This window comes from Candidatus Pelagibacter communis, from assembly GCF_001179925.1.
Classification (GTDB): domain Bacteria; phylum Pseudomonadota; class Alphaproteobacteria; order Pelagibacterales; family Pelagibacteraceae; genus Pelagibacter; species Pelagibacter ubique_E.
In genome coordinates, this window is the sequence record NZ_CVSF01000031.1 from 25,107 (window position 1) to 39,155 (window position 14,049).

General features: G+C 27.6%; 19 protein-coding genes. 7 read left to right on the plus strand and 12 right to left on the minus strand.

From position 1 onward, the window contains the following. Positions 1-3 precede the first annotated feature (3 nt). Positions 4-1,191: an argininosuccinate synthase gene (locus AMN70_RS02165; RefSeq protein ID WP_075501372.1), complete on the plus strand. Its 1,188-nt coding sequence runs from the start codon at positions 4-6 to the stop codon at positions 1,189-1,191. A 6-nt stretch (positions 1,192-1,197) separates the two neighbouring features. Beyond that, the gene (locus AMN70_RS02170) at positions 1,198-2,337 is read left to right on the plus strand and encodes an FAD-binding domain-containing protein (RefSeq protein ID WP_075501373.1); all 1,140 of its coding nucleotides are present in this window, start codon (positions 1,198-1,200) and stop codon (positions 2,335-2,337) included. Here the strand turns inward: AMN70_RS02170 and AMN70_RS02175 are convergent. The 4 genes from AMN70_RS02175 to AMN70_RS02190 all read right to left on the minus strand — a co-directional run bounded on the left by AMN70_RS02175 (position 2,334) and on the right by AMN70_RS02190 (position 5,038). After that, a complete protein-coding gene (locus tag AMN70_RS02175; RefSeq protein WP_075501374.1) occupies positions 2,334-2,555 on the minus strand; it encodes a hypothetical protein in 222 nt (73 codons plus the stop codon). The genes AMN70_RS02170 and AMN70_RS02175 overlap by 4 nt on opposite strands. Before the next feature lie 139 nt (positions 2,556-2,694). Then, on the minus strand, positions 2,695-3,414 hold the full coding sequence (locus AMN70_RS02180; RefSeq protein ID WP_075501375.1) for a type 1 glutamine amidotransferase: 720 nt from the start codon (positions 3,412-3,414) through the stop codon (positions 2,695-2,697). Between the two features lie 5 nt (positions 3,415-3,419). Then, a complete protein-coding gene (locus tag AMN70_RS02185) occupies positions 3,420-3,548 on the minus strand; it encodes a DUF2256 domain-containing protein (protein WP_075501376.1) in 129 nt (42 codons plus the stop codon). Then, positions 3,548-5,038: a cryptochrome/photolyase family protein gene (locus AMN70_RS02190; protein ID WP_075501377.1), complete on the minus strand. Its 1,491-nt coding sequence runs from the start codon at positions 5,036-5,038 to the stop codon at positions 3,548-3,550. The genes AMN70_RS02185 and AMN70_RS02190 overlap by 1 nt, the downstream gene beginning before the upstream one ends. 27 nt (positions 5,039-5,065) lie before the next feature. Here AMN70_RS02190 and AMN70_RS02195 point away from each other — a divergent pair, with 27 nt between their 5' ends. Next, a complete protein-coding gene (locus tag AMN70_RS02195) occupies positions 5,066-5,776 on the plus strand; it encodes an SDR family NAD(P)-dependent oxidoreductase (RefSeq protein WP_075501378.1) in 711 nt (236 codons plus the stop codon). Beyond that, the gene (locus AMN70_RS02200; protein WP_075501379.1) at positions 5,751-6,842 is read left to right on the plus strand and encodes a PQQ-dependent sugar dehydrogenase; all 1,092 of its coding nucleotides are present in this window, start codon (positions 5,751-5,753) and stop codon (positions 6,840-6,842) included. The genes AMN70_RS02195 and AMN70_RS02200 overlap by 26 nt, the downstream gene beginning before the upstream one ends. Position 6,843: 1 nt before the next feature. On the opposite strand, the gene AMN70_RS02205 is transcribed toward AMN70_RS02200, so the two are convergent. The 8 genes from AMN70_RS02205 to hemC all read right to left on the minus strand — a co-directional run bounded on the left by AMN70_RS02205 (position 6,844) and on the right by hemC (position 11,921). Continuing rightward, entirely contained in the window at positions 6,844-7,434 is a 591-nt protein-coding gene (locus AMN70_RS02205) for an FkbM family methyltransferase (protein ID WP_143323401.1), read from the minus strand. Between the two features lie 92 nt (positions 7,435-7,526). Beyond that, positions 7,527-7,784: an SHOCT domain-containing protein gene (locus AMN70_RS02210; RefSeq protein ID WP_075501381.1), complete on the minus strand. Its 258-nt coding sequence runs from the start codon at positions 7,782-7,784 to the stop codon at positions 7,527-7,529. Positions 7,785-7,787: 3 nt separating this feature from the next. Next, on the minus strand, positions 7,788-7,997 hold the full coding sequence (locus AMN70_RS02215) for a hypothetical protein (RefSeq protein WP_075501382.1): 210 nt from the start codon (positions 7,995-7,997) through the stop codon (positions 7,788-7,790). A 76-nt stretch (positions 7,998-8,073) separates the two neighbouring features. Then, complete coding sequence (locus AMN70_RS02220; RefSeq protein WP_075501383.1) at positions 8,074-8,919, minus strand: bifunctional 5,10-methylenetetrahydrofolate dehydrogenase/5,10-methenyltetrahydrofolate cyclohydrolase; 846 nt, start codon at positions 8,917-8,919, stop codon at positions 8,074-8,076. Between the two features lie 5 nt (positions 8,920-8,924). Then, positions 8,925-9,215, minus strand: coding sequence for a YggT family protein (locus AMN70_RS02225; RefSeq protein WP_075501384.1), 291 nt, complete (start codon positions 9,213-9,215; stop codon positions 8,925-8,927). Further along, positions 9,212-10,297 carry a mechanosensitive ion channel family protein gene (locus AMN70_RS02230; protein WP_075501385.1) on the minus strand — a complete coding sequence of 362 codons (1,086 nt, stop codon included), beginning with the start codon at positions 10,295-10,297 and terminating at the stop codon, positions 9,212-9,214. The genes AMN70_RS02225 and AMN70_RS02230 overlap by 4 nt, the downstream gene beginning before the upstream one ends. A 2-nt stretch (positions 10,298-10,299) precedes the next feature. Beyond that, positions 10,300-10,998 (minus strand): uroporphyrinogen-III synthase, encoded by a 699-nt coding sequence (locus AMN70_RS02235; RefSeq protein ID WP_075501386.1) that lies wholly within the window; start codon positions 10,996-10,998, stop codon positions 10,300-10,302. A gap of 2 nt (positions 10,999-11,000) precedes the next feature. Next, positions 11,001-11,921 (minus strand): hydroxymethylbilane synthase, encoded by a 921-nt coding sequence (gene hemC / locus AMN70_RS02240; protein ID WP_075501387.1) that lies wholly within the window; start codon positions 11,919-11,921, stop codon positions 11,001-11,003. Between the two features lie 39 nt (positions 11,922-11,960). Between hemC and tsaD the strand changes: the two genes are divergently transcribed. The 3 genes from tsaD to AMN70_RS02255 all read left to right on the plus strand — a co-directional run. Then, positions 11,961-13,034, plus strand: coding sequence for a tRNA (adenosine(37)-N6)-threonylcarbamoyltransferase complex transferase subunit TsaD (gene tsaD / locus AMN70_RS02245; protein ID WP_075501388.1), 1,074 nt, complete (start codon positions 11,961-11,963; stop codon positions 13,032-13,034). Next, positions 13,034-13,447: an EVE domain-containing protein gene (locus AMN70_RS02250; protein ID WP_075501389.1), complete on the plus strand. Its 414-nt coding sequence runs from the start codon at positions 13,034-13,036 to the stop codon at positions 13,445-13,447. Before tsaD ends, AMN70_RS02250 begins: the two co-directional genes overlap by 1 nt. 18 nt (positions 13,448-13,465) lie before the next feature. Then, the coding region (locus AMN70_RS02255; RefSeq protein ID WP_306452508.1) for an acetyl-coenzyme A synthetase N-terminal domain-containing protein at positions 13,466-14,049 on the plus strand (584 nt) is incomplete at its 3' end.

Here is a 14,049-nt window from a genome sequence, read left to right on the forward strand (position 1 = left end):
TTAATGAGATCAAAAAAAAAAATTGTTTTAGCATATTCAGGAGGATTAGATACATCCGTAATTTTAAAATGGCTTCAAAAAAATTATAACGCTGAAATTATTTGTTATACGGCAAATATAGGCCAAAAAATTGACAGAAAAAAAATTATTTCAAATGCAAAAAAACTCGGAGTTAAAAATATCATTATTGAAGATTTAAAAAATACTTTTGTTAAAGATTATATTTTTCCTCTGATAAGAGGTCACGCAATTTATGAAGGTGTTTATTTATTAGGTACTTCGATTGCCAGACCATTAATTGCAAAAGATCAAATAAGAGTTGCAAAAAAATTTAAAGCTTATGCTGTTTCTCATGGTTCAACTGGTAAAGGAAATGATCAGATAAGATTTGAATTAGGTTATCATTATTTTGGACCAAAAATAAAAATCATAGCCCCTTGGAGAATTTGGAAACTTAAATCTAGAACTGATCTAATAAATTACGCAAAAAAATATAAAATAAAAATTCCTAAAGACAAAAAAGGTGCTCCTCCTTTTTCTATTGATGATAATTTATTTCATACATCAACTGAGGGTAAAATTTTAGAAAATCCAAAAAATCCAGCTCCTGAGTTTATTTTTCAAAGAACCACTTCTCCTGAAAAAGCTCCGAAAAAACCATCATTTGTAACTATTGATTTTAAAAACAGTGATCCAATCGGAATTAATGGAAGAAAATTATCTCCATCAAAATTATTAGACAAACTCAATCAACTTGCTGGTAAAAATGGAATTGGAAGAGAAGACTTAGTTGAAAATAGATTCATAGGAATAAAATCTAGAGGTGTATATGAAACTCCAGGTGGGACATTATTAATTAAAGCTCATAGAGCAATTGAGTCTGTAACCTTAGATAAAGAAACAGTGCATAAAAAAGATCAAATAATGTCAAGATATGCAGAACTTATTTATAATGGTTATTGGTATTCGAAAGAAAGATTTAAACTTCAAAAAATTATAGATACTAAAAAAAATAAAGTAAATGGATCAGTTAAACTTAAACTTTATAAGGGTAATGTGATCATTTGGTCTAGACAAACTAAAAGTTCTGCATATTCATTAAAGAAAGTTTCTTTTGAAGAAAATAAAACATTTAATAAATTGAATGTTGAAAAATTTATCAATTATCATAAAAAAAAATTAAGATCTTAAATTATTATGAAGTTTGAATATTCAAGGGCAAAAGCCATTGAGAAATTAGATCAATTTATTGAAAAAAATCTCTCCGAATACTCAAAATTAAGAAATTTTGATTTTGGACCAGGGAAAAGATCAAATGTTTCTTGTCTATCTCCTTATATTACTCATGGAATAATTAGTGAAAAAGAGATTTTAAAAAAATCTTTATCTAAATTATCCTTTTCAAAAATCGAAAAATTTGTTCAAGAAATTTTATGGAGAACATATTGGAAAGGTTGGTTAGAATTAAGACCAAATGTTTGGACAGATTATCTTTTTGAATTAAATGAAATAAAAAAGGAATTTCAGAATAATAAAGAATATATTTCCGCAATTGAAGGAAAAACAAACATTGAATGCTTTAATGAATGGGTAAATGAACTGAAAGAAAATAATTATTTACATAATCATACAAGAATGTGGTTTGCTAGTATTTGGATTTTTACTTTAGAATTACCTTGGCAATTAGGAGCTGAATTTTTTATGCAACATCTTTATGATGGGGACGCCGCATCTAACACCCTTGGCTGGAGATGGGTAGCAGGTGTTCAAACACAAGGAAAACATTATTTAGCGAGTGAATGGAATATCAAGAAATTCACTAATAATAGATTTAATAATATTAAATTAAACGAGAACGCTACTCCTAAAATTTCAAAAAAAAATTATTCAATTATGAAACAGGATTTTAACAATAAGAATATAGATAATAGAAATCTTTTAATTTTTGAAAATAATCTATCATTTGAAACCACTGATTTCCAAAATGATAAATTTAAAAAGATATATTTAATTTCGAATAAAAATGAAAATAGATCTATCAAACTAAGCGAAAAAGTTATAAAATTTAAATCACTTTTAATTAATGACCAAAAACAAAGATTGAATGATAAATCTATTGATTGTGATGTAGTTGATATAAGTGAAATTAAGGATATTAATGAGAAAGTCATTGCGTTATATCCAACTGTTGGTGAAAACCTGGATTATTTAAATTCAAATAATTTAAAATTAGATTTTTTATATAGAAAACTCGATCAATATTCTTGGCAATATTGTAATAAAGGTTTTTATAATTTTAAAAATTATATTCCTAAAATAATTACAAGTTTCAACTAAAACCACCTAAACATTCCAATAATACCAGCTGTTGCATAAAAGAATTGTAAGAATAATATTCCTCTATGACCACCCCTATGAGCCCAAATTCCAATTAAAATTGCAGATATAAGTAATAAGCAGAAACCAAAAAACTCTATACCAATATTCATCGCTACAAATAATGAGTACAATATTGCTGTAATAACGCCAGCCCATTCAAAAATTTTATTATTCATTTCTTTTATTCACTTTCCAATTTGAATTTTTTTCTATTATAAATTTTTTTTTTATTTTTTACTATTTTATTTCTTAACATCGGTGAACTTAATAATTTTGCCATTGGATTTTTCTTTTTCATTTTTTTTCTTTTTTTGCTCATAAGAGTGACTTAAAATTGTTGTATAAAATTTTGGAATAATTATTCATATCTGTCATATTATTTTTAGCAGCTTGATCGAATTTCTTTAATGCTCCATCACCAAGATGATCCTCAAGTGCCTTTTTATATTCTGGTACACAACCCCACTGATTAACTGTTGTATTTTTTATTTCTATATGAAATTGAATACCATATGCATGATGTTGATATTTAAAAATCTGATACTTAGTTACTGGAGATGATGCTAATAAAGTAATATCCTGATTTTTATCAATTCCTTGAACTTCGTAAGAATGCCATTGCAAACTTTTAATTTTATCAGGAAATTTAGAAAACAAATTATCTTGATTTTTTTCTTTAGTAAAATTGATATCCATCATACCAATCTCTGCTGGACTTGATTTTACAACCTTGCCACCAACAACCTCTCCTAATAGCTGACAACCTAAGCAAAAACCTAAATAAGGTTTTTTTAGATCAACAACAAACTCTTTAATTCTTTTTTTTTCCTCAATTAACCAAGGATATTTTTTTTCCATAAAAGTATCCATTGGACCGCCCATACAGAGCATGCCATCAAATTTACTTAAATCATTTGGAATTTTTTCATCTTCGTCTAGCTCAATGGTGGTAAGGTTTAATCCATCAGCTAACATAAGATCTTTAATGTAACCAGGATCTTCAATTTTAATATGTTGTAAAATTATTATGTTCAATTATCTCAGCTTAGCCTAGAACACTTCTTAGAACAATATTTTACTCTTTCCCAATTTAGCTTCCATTTCTTACGCCAAACAAAAGGTCTTTTACAAACAGGGCAAATTTTTGAGGGAAGATTTTCTTTTTTCACTAAATTGTATTTTGTTTAATAAATTTATCTGCAGCTGACAAAATTAATTTTTTTCTTTCAATTTTCATTTTATCAAAAATTCTTACCATCATAGAAAGTCTAGGATTTTTCAAAAAAAATTTTCTATTACGGTCAATAAATCTCCAATACAGTCCATCCATTGTGTTACACCACTCACCTTTTTTAAAATCCATCATTTTCATAAAGTAACTAGATCCACATATATAAGGTTTAGTAGCAAATATTCCTCCATCACTAAACAATCCCATTCCATAAACATTAGGCACCATCACCCAATCTGAAGAGTCTACAAACATCTCCATAAACCATTTGTAAACAATAGTGGGTTTTATTTCACAAAGATTCATAATGTTAGATAAAATCATTAACCTTTCAATGTGATGAGACCATCCATGATTTAATGCATTTTTAATAGCATAATCTAGTGGAGGCAATCCTGTTGTGCCTTCGTACCACGATTTTTTCATTTTTCTATTTTGTTTGAAAAAATTTCCTGTTTCCATTTCATTTGAGTAACTTTGATAAATGCCTCTCATAAATTCTCTCCAACCAATTACCTGACGTATGTAACCCTCTAATGAATTTAATCTTATCTTTTTACTTTTATGGAATTCTAAAATCTTTTTGATAATTAATTCTGGAGTAATTAAACCTAAGTTTACATATGGACTTAATGCACTATGAAATAAGATATTATCTTTTTGATCAACAGCATCTTCATAGTCACCAAATAAATTTGACTTTTCTTTTATAAAAAAATTTAAAAGTTTTATGACATCATTATATTCAGTAGCAAACCAGAAATTATCAATTTTACCAGGATGATCTTTGAATAATTTCTCAATAATTGGTTTTAATTTTTTTGTATGATTAGTTTCATTTATCTTTGGAAACTTTGGAATAGAAATATTTTTTGGTAATTTATTTCTATTATCTTCATCAAAGCTCCATTTACCTCCAATTGGGTTTCCATCCGAACCCATCAATATCCCTGATTTTTTTCTAACATCTTTATAAAAAGTTGCCATAAAAGGTTTTTTTGATTTGGATAGATATTGTTTAAATTCTTCTCTTGAATTTAAAAACATTGGAGTTTGTATAACATTCCATTTTATTTTTTCTTTTTTAAGAAATTGATTTATTTTTTTCTCAAAAAATTTATCTTCAACTTCAAAACTTGAAATCTCTTTTATTTTTTTTGAATCAATTATTTTTTTTAATTTTTTTGAATAATCGTATTTAAATTCTTTATCCTCAATTTTAAGATACTCTAATTTAAATTTATCTTTTTTAAGGTTTTCAGCATATGAACGCATCGATGATAAGAAGAGGAGGATTTTTTGTTTATGATGTTTTTCATAGGTACATAATTGGTAATCTTCGGCCATAAAAAAAAAGTGGTCTTTTTTGAAGCGGTCCAAGTATTTTGATGGAAATAATTGATTACCCAGTATAAAAAATAACTTCATATTTAAATATAACTAATAAAATTTTTTATGTCAGAAAAATATCTTATTTTTGGTGCGACAGGATCCATCGGTTCTAGTTTAGCTGAACAATTAGTAAATTCAGGAAATTTAGTTCATTTAGTTGGAAGAAGTGAGAATGAAACAAAAAATATTTCTGAAAAATTAGGTTGTGCATTTACGATAGCTGATGTTTTGGAAGATGGATTTGTAGAAAAAGTTAAAAACGATATTTCAGATGTAAAAGGTATTGCTTATTGTGTGGGTTCAATTGATTTGAAACCTTTAAGAATGGTTAACGAGCAAGATTTCAACAAATGTATGAAACTAAATCTATATTCAGCTGTCGAAGTTATAAAAGGATACCAAGATAATTTAAAAAAAAATAAAGGTTCGGTAGTTTTATTTTCCACAGTTGCTGCTCAAAGAGGTTTCACAAATCATGCTATAATTGCATCTACAAAAGCTGCGGTTGAGGGTTTAACAGTTTCATTGGCAGCAGAATTTGCCCCCAATATAAGGGTGAACTGTATTGCACCTAGTTTGACTAATTCAAAAATTGCTGAACCAATGTTAAAAAATAAAGCATTAGCGGATGGTATAGCTAAAGCCCATCCTTTAAAAAGATTAGGTGAGGGTAAAGATTCTGCTTCACTTGCAAAGTTTCTTATTACAGATGACAGCTCATGGGTTACAGGTCAAATAATAGCTGTTGATGGTGGTAGATCAAAACTTTCGTAAAGTGAAGAATCTTGCTTTTTTTTTATTCTTGTTTTTGTTTAATATTACTGTTTCTTTGGCAGAAAGTTTAAGTTTTAAAAAAATCATTAATCTAGATAATCCGTGGGGATCTTCATTTATAAATAATGAAAAATTACTAATTACAGAGAAAAGTGGAAAAATTAAATTAATAAATCTTAATTCCAAAAAAATTTCTGAGATTAATCATAATCTAAATTATTTAGAACATGGTCAAGGTGGTTTAATGGATATTCTTTTTAAAAATAATTATGTTTACATATCATACACTGAAAATAGAGGTAATTGGAAAACTAGTACTTCTATAGCTAAGGCTAAATTTGATAAAAAAAAATTGGAATTCTATAATATTTTTCAAGCAGAACCACCAATTGATTCTGGTTATCATTTTGGATCAAGAATAGTAATTAAAGATAATTACTTATTTGCATCTGTAGGTGAGAGAAATAAAGGCATGATTGCACAGGATCCTTCTAAGCATCCTGGGAGCATCATTAGAATCCTTACGAATGGAAAAATCCCAAAAGATAATCCAAAATTCGAAGGAAAATCAGACTGGTTACCTGAAATTTATCAAATAGGTATCAGAAATCCTCAAGGTTTAACTTTATCCCCTTTCGATAGAAAGATTTACATGAGCAATCATGGTGCTAGAGGAGGTGATTGGTTTGGTGAAGTTAAAAAAGGTGAAAATTATGGGTGGAAAATTTTAGGATGGGGAGGAACAAATTATTCTGGCCTTCCTATAGGTCCAAAATGGAAACCAGGTTTCACAAAAGCTATACATTATTGGACACCATCTATCGCTACTAGCGCAATATCTATTTATAAAGGAAAAGAATTTAATGAATGGAACGGACATGCTTTAATTACTTCACTTAAAGATCAGTCTTTGAGAAAATTAAATTTTGAAGATTTATCAAAAGTAAAAGAAGAAATTATTTTCAAAAATAAAATTGGAAGAATAAGAGATATACAAGTTCATCCTTCTAATGGAAAAATTTACTTTTTAGGACAAGATGGTTTGTGGTTAATGGAAAATATTTAATCTATGATGAATTTTTAAATAAATGGCTAAAAACACCAGACCAAATATGTTGATACCCTTTATTTTTTAAAAATTTATAGATTTCATCATTATGAATGTCTTGATTATGTATTTCTATACAAATTAATTTTGGGTTATATTTTTCAAAATTGAGCCCTAATAATACTTTGTAGTCTGCTCCTTCAACATCTATATCTAACAAATCAATTTCTCTATTACAATACTTGCTGTTTTCTAGAATTTCATTAAGAGTGTAAGCTTGCATTACTTTTGTTTTAATTCTTCCTTGAAATACTTTGTTTGCCTGTTCTTCGTTAGTTGTACTTAGTTGACTGAGCTCTTTTTGAAAAAAAATTTTTACATTTTGTTTTTTTTCTGAAATTGCACATTTATAATTTAGATCATCTGGCCGCAAAAAATTAAATAAATCAATAGAAAATTGGCTAATATCAATATTAATTCCTCGCCAATTATTCATATACAATAAATGAGTATTATTTCTATTAATTGGATGAAAACAACCAACATCAACATAAAATCCATCTTTTTTATTTTTAAAAAAATTTAGAATATTCAAATCTTCTTTATCCATAGAATAACTTTTTTTTTTAAGAAAGAATCTATTTTTGATATAAATATTATGAATAATGTGAATTTTTTTTTTTATTAAAGAAAACAAAATTTTTAATTATCTAATAATTTTTTTTTTGCTTTATCAAATTCTTCTTGTGTTAAAGCTCCAGACTGCAAGAGTTCATTTAATTTCATCAATTCGTCACTTAAATTTTCTGAAGATTTTAAATCATTTAAGTCTTCATCGTGATTATCTTCAGATTTATTTTTTTCTTTTGCTTTAAATCCTTTCATGATAGCTGACCCGCCAAGGTATAAAACAAATGCTAATATAGGAATTACTAAAACGAAAAAAATCAGTTTTTCCACGATTTAATCCTCATCTTCATCTTCATTTCTCCAACCTTTTTGATACATTAAATATGCTGCAAGTATAACTGAAAAAGTTCCTGCAATCATTCCATAATCAAACCCTACTTGTTGATTGTAAAAATACCAACCAAGCTGAGTTGCACCTATGGGTATCACAGTAAGTATCAACATTATAATTGCGATTCTGTAATGGTACTTTGGTCTTTTCATTAGATAAGATTATCAAATTTAAAATTATTTTAATTAAATTATTCTTATTTGAGACAAAAAAACTTTCAAAAAACCTTTATTTTTGAGATCTTTTAAAACAATCAATGGTATTTTTCAGCAAACAGGCAATGGTCATTGGTCCAACTCCCCCAGGAACAGGAGTTAATGCTTTTGCAACTTTTGAAACTTCATCAAAATCTACATCTCCTACAATACCTTTTTCAGTTTTGTTAATTCCAACATCAATAACAATTGTCTCTTTTTTAACCCAATCACCTTTTACAAGCTCTGGAATTCCAACCGCTGCCACAATAATATCTGCCTTCAAGCATTCAGATTTTAAATCTTTAGTTTTAGAATGAGTAATTGTTACAGTGCAATTCTCTTTTAAAAGTAATTGAGTCATTGGTTTTCCATTTAAATTTGATCGACCAACTACTACAGCTTTTTTTCCATTTAAGTTTGGTTCGGTTTTTTTTATTAATAGATAACAACCAAGTGGAGTGCATGGAATAGAGCTATCATAACCTGATGATAAGTTGCCAACATTCATGGGATGAAAACCATCAACATCCTTTGATGGATCAATTGTTTGAATTACTTTTTGTTTATCAATATGTTTAGGTAACGGTAATTGAACTAAAATGCCCGAAACGCTATCGTCTTTGTTAAGTTCCTTAATTTTTTCCAAAACAACTTTTTGCTCAATTGTATCCGGATATCTTATAACTTCTGATTTAAGCCCAACCTCATTTGCGGATTTTTCCTTATTTCTTACATAAATTTGACTTGGTGTAAGGTCACCAATCAAAATTACAGTTAAGCCTGGGACTTTATTAAATTTTTTTTTTAATGAGGACACCTCATGTTTTAATTCTTCACGTAATTCTGCTGCAGCTTTTTTTCCATCAATTAAAATCATAAATTTTAAAATATTAATGGAGCAATATAGATTTTCATGCAAATTTCAATAAACCAAATCAATAATAACAGAATAATTGGTGAAATATCCAAAGATCCTAAATTTGGTAGAAATCTTCTGATACGATTTAAAAATGGCTCTGTTAACTTATAAGTTAATTCCAAAATTGAGTAAACAAAGCGATTTTGTGTGTTTAGAACATTAAAGGCAATTAACCAACTTATTATTACATTAGCTATTACAACATAAGAATATAATTTTAATATCTGTAATGTTAGATAAAAAATTGCAATCATTTTTTTTCTACATAAATAGATTGGCTTGGGAATGCAAAGGAAGCTCCATTTTTTTCTACTATTTGTTTAATTGCAATTGCTAATCTTTCCTTAACATCGAGCCAGTTATTCCAACTACTTGAGTTTGTAAAACATCTTACGTACATATCAATTGAGCTATCAGAAAATTTATCAACTCTTACTGCGACACCTATAGAAGTATTATAATCTTTACCAGTATTTATATGATCTTCAATTTCATCTCTTATCTTTTTTAATTGTTCTACAGTAGTGTCGTATTGAAGTGTTATTATCCAGCTTATTAACCAATTTGAAGTTTCACTAACATTAATAACAGCATTCTCTGCAAATTGAAAGTTTGGAATAATTGCAAGAGATTTATCAAACTTTCTTATTGTTGTTGATCTAAAACCAATCTTTTCAACTATTCCTTCAATAATACCTTCAACAGAAATCCAGTCTCCAATTTTAAATCTTTTCTCAACTAAAACCAAAATTCCTGAAATCAAATTTTTAAATAAATCTTGTGCACCTAATGCAACAGCAACACCAAATAAACCTAGTCCAGCAATTATTGGGCCTATCTTAATTCCCCATAATTCTAATACAGCAGCAAGTCCTAATATAAAAATTAATATTTTAAGTGATTTAATGATCCAACCTATAAGTTCTCTTGTTAATAATTTATCTAATCCACTTAAAATGTACGAAACAGGTTCTATAATTTGATGTATGACCCAAAAAATTAAAATAGTTATTAAAGTCCTATTTATTGTATCAACTATCTCTCTTCCCTCAATCGAGAAAGTCATATAATAACTGGCTATAAAAAAACCTAAAACAATCGGCAAAAATCTCGCTGGACCAATAAGTGACTGAACAAAAGTGTCATCTAATTTATTGGTTGTTCTTTTTGAAATAATTTCTAACTTTTTAATGACAAGCTTGCTTATTAATCCACGAAAAATTAAGAAGATTAAAAAAATACCAATCCCAATCAAAATTTGAAATATATCTACTCCAAGAATGCCTTTATTCCAGACAGATAAAAAAATTTCCGAAAAATTATTTATTAAATCCATACTTAAATTTTATATAACAAAAACTCCTCTTCTCCAGAATTAAAAATAAATATTTTCTTCCATTTAATTTCATTCAATATAGATGAGCTTTTTTCACTCATACACATTAAATTAGTGTTCATCCATAGGTTTTCTATTTTCTCATTTTTAATAAAATTTAAGAAACTAAGAGCACTATTTTGCGAATAAATATAAACTATATCTGGCATATTAATCTTTAATTTTTCAACAAAACTTTTCTCAAAATTTTTGTTATGATTTGTTTTATAGTTAATTAGTCTAGTAATAGAATATCCTTCATCAATTAACTTTTTATCTAAATCTGAAGAAATAACTTCTCCACTTATATAAATTAAATTTCCATCACTAGAGTTAAAATTTTGTTGTATTAACTCTAAAAGATTTCTTACATTTCCTTCGGCTGAAATAATGTTTTGAAATCCAGCATTTTTTGCTTTTTTTTCTGTTGCTAAACCAACACAAAAACATTTTATATTCTTATCGATTTTTTTAAGGTCTAAATATTTAATTGCATTTGCACTTGTAAAAATTATTCCTTTACAATTCAAAATTGAACTATCATCATAAGGAACCATTTCAATAGACAATAAAGGTAAATGAGATACTATATGACCTAGTTCTTTAAATCGAAGAATCAAATCGGAACAATCATCTAATGGTCTTGTTAACAAAACATGCATATCTATTTTTTATAGCTACCTTTTGATTTTTCTTTCAAAATTTTACCAATTTCAACACCTATTTTGTCAAAATCTTTTATATCTTTTGTATTTTTTTCATAAAATCTTTCAGAACCGTCTAAAGAAAATAATTCTGCTTCTAAGGTTATTTGATCATCTTTCAATAACGCATGTACTCCTATTGCTGTTTCACAATCTCCTTCCAAAATTCTTAATACATCTCTTTCTGCTAAAGCACATTTAGAAGTGGGAATATCATTTACTTTTTTCAACAAATCAATTGTTCTACTGTCATCATCTCTACATTGCATAGCAATGACACCCTGACCTGCACTAGGAATAATTTCTTGAATTAAAAATATTTGATCAATTTCTTTTTCTAATTTTAATGCTTTTATGCCTGCTGATGAAAGAACTATTGCATCGTACGAGCCATCTCTTAGTTTTTTTAATCGAGTATCTACATTACCTCTAATCAATTTACATAAAACATCATTTCTGATACTTTTAATTTGAAATTCTCTTCTAAATGAAGAGGTTCCAATTATTGAAGTTGGCTTTAAATCTTTAAGTTTCTTTTTATCTTTACTAATTAAAATTTCTCTTGGATCATTTCGCTTTAAAAAAAAATTGTTTAACAATCCTTCTGTCTCAATTATTGGCATATCTTTTAGAGCATGAACAGCTATATGTATATTCCCATCTATTAATTCGCTTTCAATATTTTTTGAAAATAATCCTTTACCACCCATTTCAGAAAGTCTTTTGTCTAAAACTTGATCACCTTTAGTAACAATTGGTTTAATTATTAATTGATCCTCCCTTAAGTCGGAGCTTTTTATAATTTCATTTTTTACTTTTTGAGCGTAAATAAGTGCTAATTTACTACCTCTTGAACCAATAATAATTTTTTCTTTTTTCATGCTTGTAAAGAGATTGTACTATTAATAAAAACTATTTGAATGAACAAAAAGCCAATAATTTTGGGGATTGAATCTAGTTGTGATGAAACAGCTGCATCGATTATAACTGAAAATGAACAAGGAATACCAATAATTTTATCAAGTGTTGTCTCAAGCCAAGTTGAAGTACATGAAGATTTTGGAGGTGTAGTTCCCGAACTTGCTGCTAGATCACATATAGAAAAGATTGACTGGATTGTTCAAAGAGCAATTGATGATAGTGGAAAAAAAATTGAAGATATAGACGCTGTAGCATCAACTGCTGGACCAGGATTAATTGTTTGTTTATCTGTAGGTCTTAGTTTTGGAAAATCTTTAGCATCATCGTTAAATATACCTTTTATATCTGTAAACCATTTAGAGGGTCATGCATTAAGTCCAAAACTTAATTCAAAATTAAGTTATCCATATTTATTACTTTTAATCTCAGGAGGACACACTCAATTCTTAGCCGTGAATGGTATTGGTTCATATAAAAGATTAGGAACAACTATTGATGATGCATTAGGAGAAGCTTTTGATAAAACAGCTAAGTTACTTGGAATTAAATTTCCAGGTGGTCCACAAATAGAAATCTTAGCTGAAAAGGGAAATCCAAACAGATTTCAGTTACCTAAACCAATATTTAATAAAGGTGGGTGTAATCTCTCATTTGCAGGACTTAAAACAGCTATATTAAAAATAAGCAAAGATATTAAAAACGAACAAGATAAGTTTGATATAGCTGCTTCTTTCCAAAAAACAATTGAAGATATTCTAAAAAAAAAAACTGAAATTGCTTTTGATGAGTTTAAAAAAATCAAAACGGTTGAAAATAAAATATTTGTTGTAGCAGGAGGTGTTGCTGCCAATAAAAAAATTAGATCTATGCTCACAAAACTTTGTCATAAGAATAATTATAAACATATTTTTCCACCTATTGATTTGTGTGGAGATAATGCAGCAATGATAGCTATGGTAGGTTTAGAAAAGTTTAAGATTAAACAGTTTAGTAATTTAGATTATCCAGCAAAACCCCGGTGGCCGCTGGACGAAAATGCTGCATTTTTAAAAGGAGCTGGTGTGCAACTATAATGAAATATTGGTTGTTAAAATCTGAGCCAGATGTTTGGTCAATTGATCAACAAAAAAAAGTAGGCTCCAAAGGTGCACCTTGGGATGGCGTAAGAAACTATCAAGCAGCCAATAACCTAAGATCTATGAGGAAGGGAGATCAATGTTTTTTTTATCATTCGAATATTGGAAAACAAATAGTTGGAGTAGTAGAGGTGATCAATGAAGCTTTTTTGGATAGAACTGATAAAACTGGGCGATTCGTTGCTGTAACTGTTAAGTTTTTGAGAAAACTTGATAAACCTTTAAGTCTCGAAGAAATCAAAAAAAACAAGGAATTACGCCATTTATCTTTAGTTAAGCAAAGTAGATTATCAGTGATGCCCATAGATTCTAAAAGCTGGAAAATTTTAAATAAGATGAGTAAGATTTAGTTATATATTTTTTACTTTATGCCAAAAAAAAAGAAAAGAAAAAAAACTATAAAAAAATCTTCCAAAAAAAAAGTAGTTAGGAGAAAAAATAAATTTAAGAAAAGAGTAGTTAAAAGAAAAAATAAAAAAATAAAAAAAAAGAGAAAAAAAAGCTTAAGAAAAAAAACCAATAAAAAAATTGACAAAAATAATTCTTCAACTGAATTAATTATTAAAACTAGACGTGAATGGGTTAAAGCAAGCTTAGCAAACAAATCTCAATATCAAAAAAGTTATAATGAGTCGATTAAAAATAATGATAGTTTTTGGAAAAAACAAGGAAAAAGAATAAGTTGGATAAAACCTTATAAAAAAATTAAAGATATTAAGTACAGTTCTAAAGAAGTAAGAATTAAATGGTTTCACGATGGGACATTAAATGCATCCGCAAACTGTATTGATAGACACCTTAAAGATAAAAAAGATAAAACTGCAATTATTTGGGTTGGTGATGATCCAAAAGATAATCAGAAAATTTCATATAAACATCTTCATCAAAGAGTAAAAAATGAAATTATAAAAAGCTCCGACTTAAGGGAGGATCAATTAATAATTAAACCAAT

What these genes read in the sequence shown, in the direction of transcription:
- AMN70_RS02235 (WP_075501386.1), bottom strand. Translation starts at nt 10,998, where the DNA reads ATGCATGTTTTGTTAACAAGACCATTAGATGATTGTTCCGATTTGATT.
- AMN70_RS02225 (WP_075501384.1), bottom strand. Translation starts at nt 9,215, where the DNA reads ATGATTGCAATTTTTTATCTAACATTACAGATATTAAAATTATATTCT.
- AMN70_RS02200 (WP_075501379.1), top strand. Translation starts at nt 5,751, where the DNA reads ATGGTGGTAGATCAAAACTTTCGTAAAGTGAAGAATCTTGCTTTTTTT.
- AMN70_RS02170 (WP_075501373.1), top strand. Translation starts at nt 1,198, where the DNA reads ATGAAGTTTGAATATTCAAGGGCAAAAGCCATTGAGAAATTAGATCAA.
- hemC (WP_075501387.1), bottom strand. Translation starts at nt 11,921, where the DNA reads ATGAAAAAAGAAAAAATTATTATTGGTTCAAGAGGTAGTAAATTAGCA.
- AMN70_RS02165 (WP_075501372.1), top strand. Translation starts at nt 4, where the DNA reads ATGAGATCAAAAAAAAAAATTGTTTTAGCATATTCAGGAGGATTAGAT.
- AMN70_RS02205 (WP_143323401.1), bottom strand. Translation starts at nt 7,434, where the DNA reads ATGGATAAAGAAGATTTGAATATTCTAAATTTTTTTAAAAATAAAAAA.
- AMN70_RS02250 (WP_075501389.1), top strand. Translation starts at nt 13,034, where the DNA reads ATGAAATATTGGTTGTTAAAATCTGAGCCAGATGTTTGGTCAATTGAT.
- AMN70_RS02175 (WP_075501374.1), bottom strand. Translation starts at nt 2,555, where the DNA reads ATGAATAATAAAATTTTTGAATGGGCTGGCGTTATTACAGCAATATTG.
- AMN70_RS02215 (WP_075501382.1), bottom strand. Translation starts at nt 7,997, where the DNA reads ATGAAAAGACCAAAGTACCATTACAGAATCGCAATTATAATGTTGATA.
- AMN70_RS02195 (WP_075501378.1), top strand. Translation starts at nt 5,066, where the DNA reads ATGTCAGAAAAATATCTTATTTTTGGTGCGACAGGATCCATCGGTTCT.
- AMN70_RS02190 (WP_075501377.1), bottom strand. Translation starts at nt 5,038, where the DNA reads ATGAAGTTATTTTTTATACTGGGTAATCAATTATTTCCATCAAAATAC.
- AMN70_RS02230 (WP_075501385.1), bottom strand. Translation starts at nt 10,297, where the DNA reads ATGGATTTAATAAATAATTTTTCGGAAATTTTTTTATCTGTCTGGAAT.
- AMN70_RS02220 (WP_075501383.1), bottom strand. Translation starts at nt 8,919, where the DNA reads ATGATTTTAATTGATGGAAAAAAAGCTGCAGCAGAATTACGTGAAGAA.
- tsaD (WP_075501388.1), top strand. Translation starts at nt 11,961, where the DNA reads ATGAACAAAAAGCCAATAATTTTGGGGATTGAATCTAGTTGTGATGAA.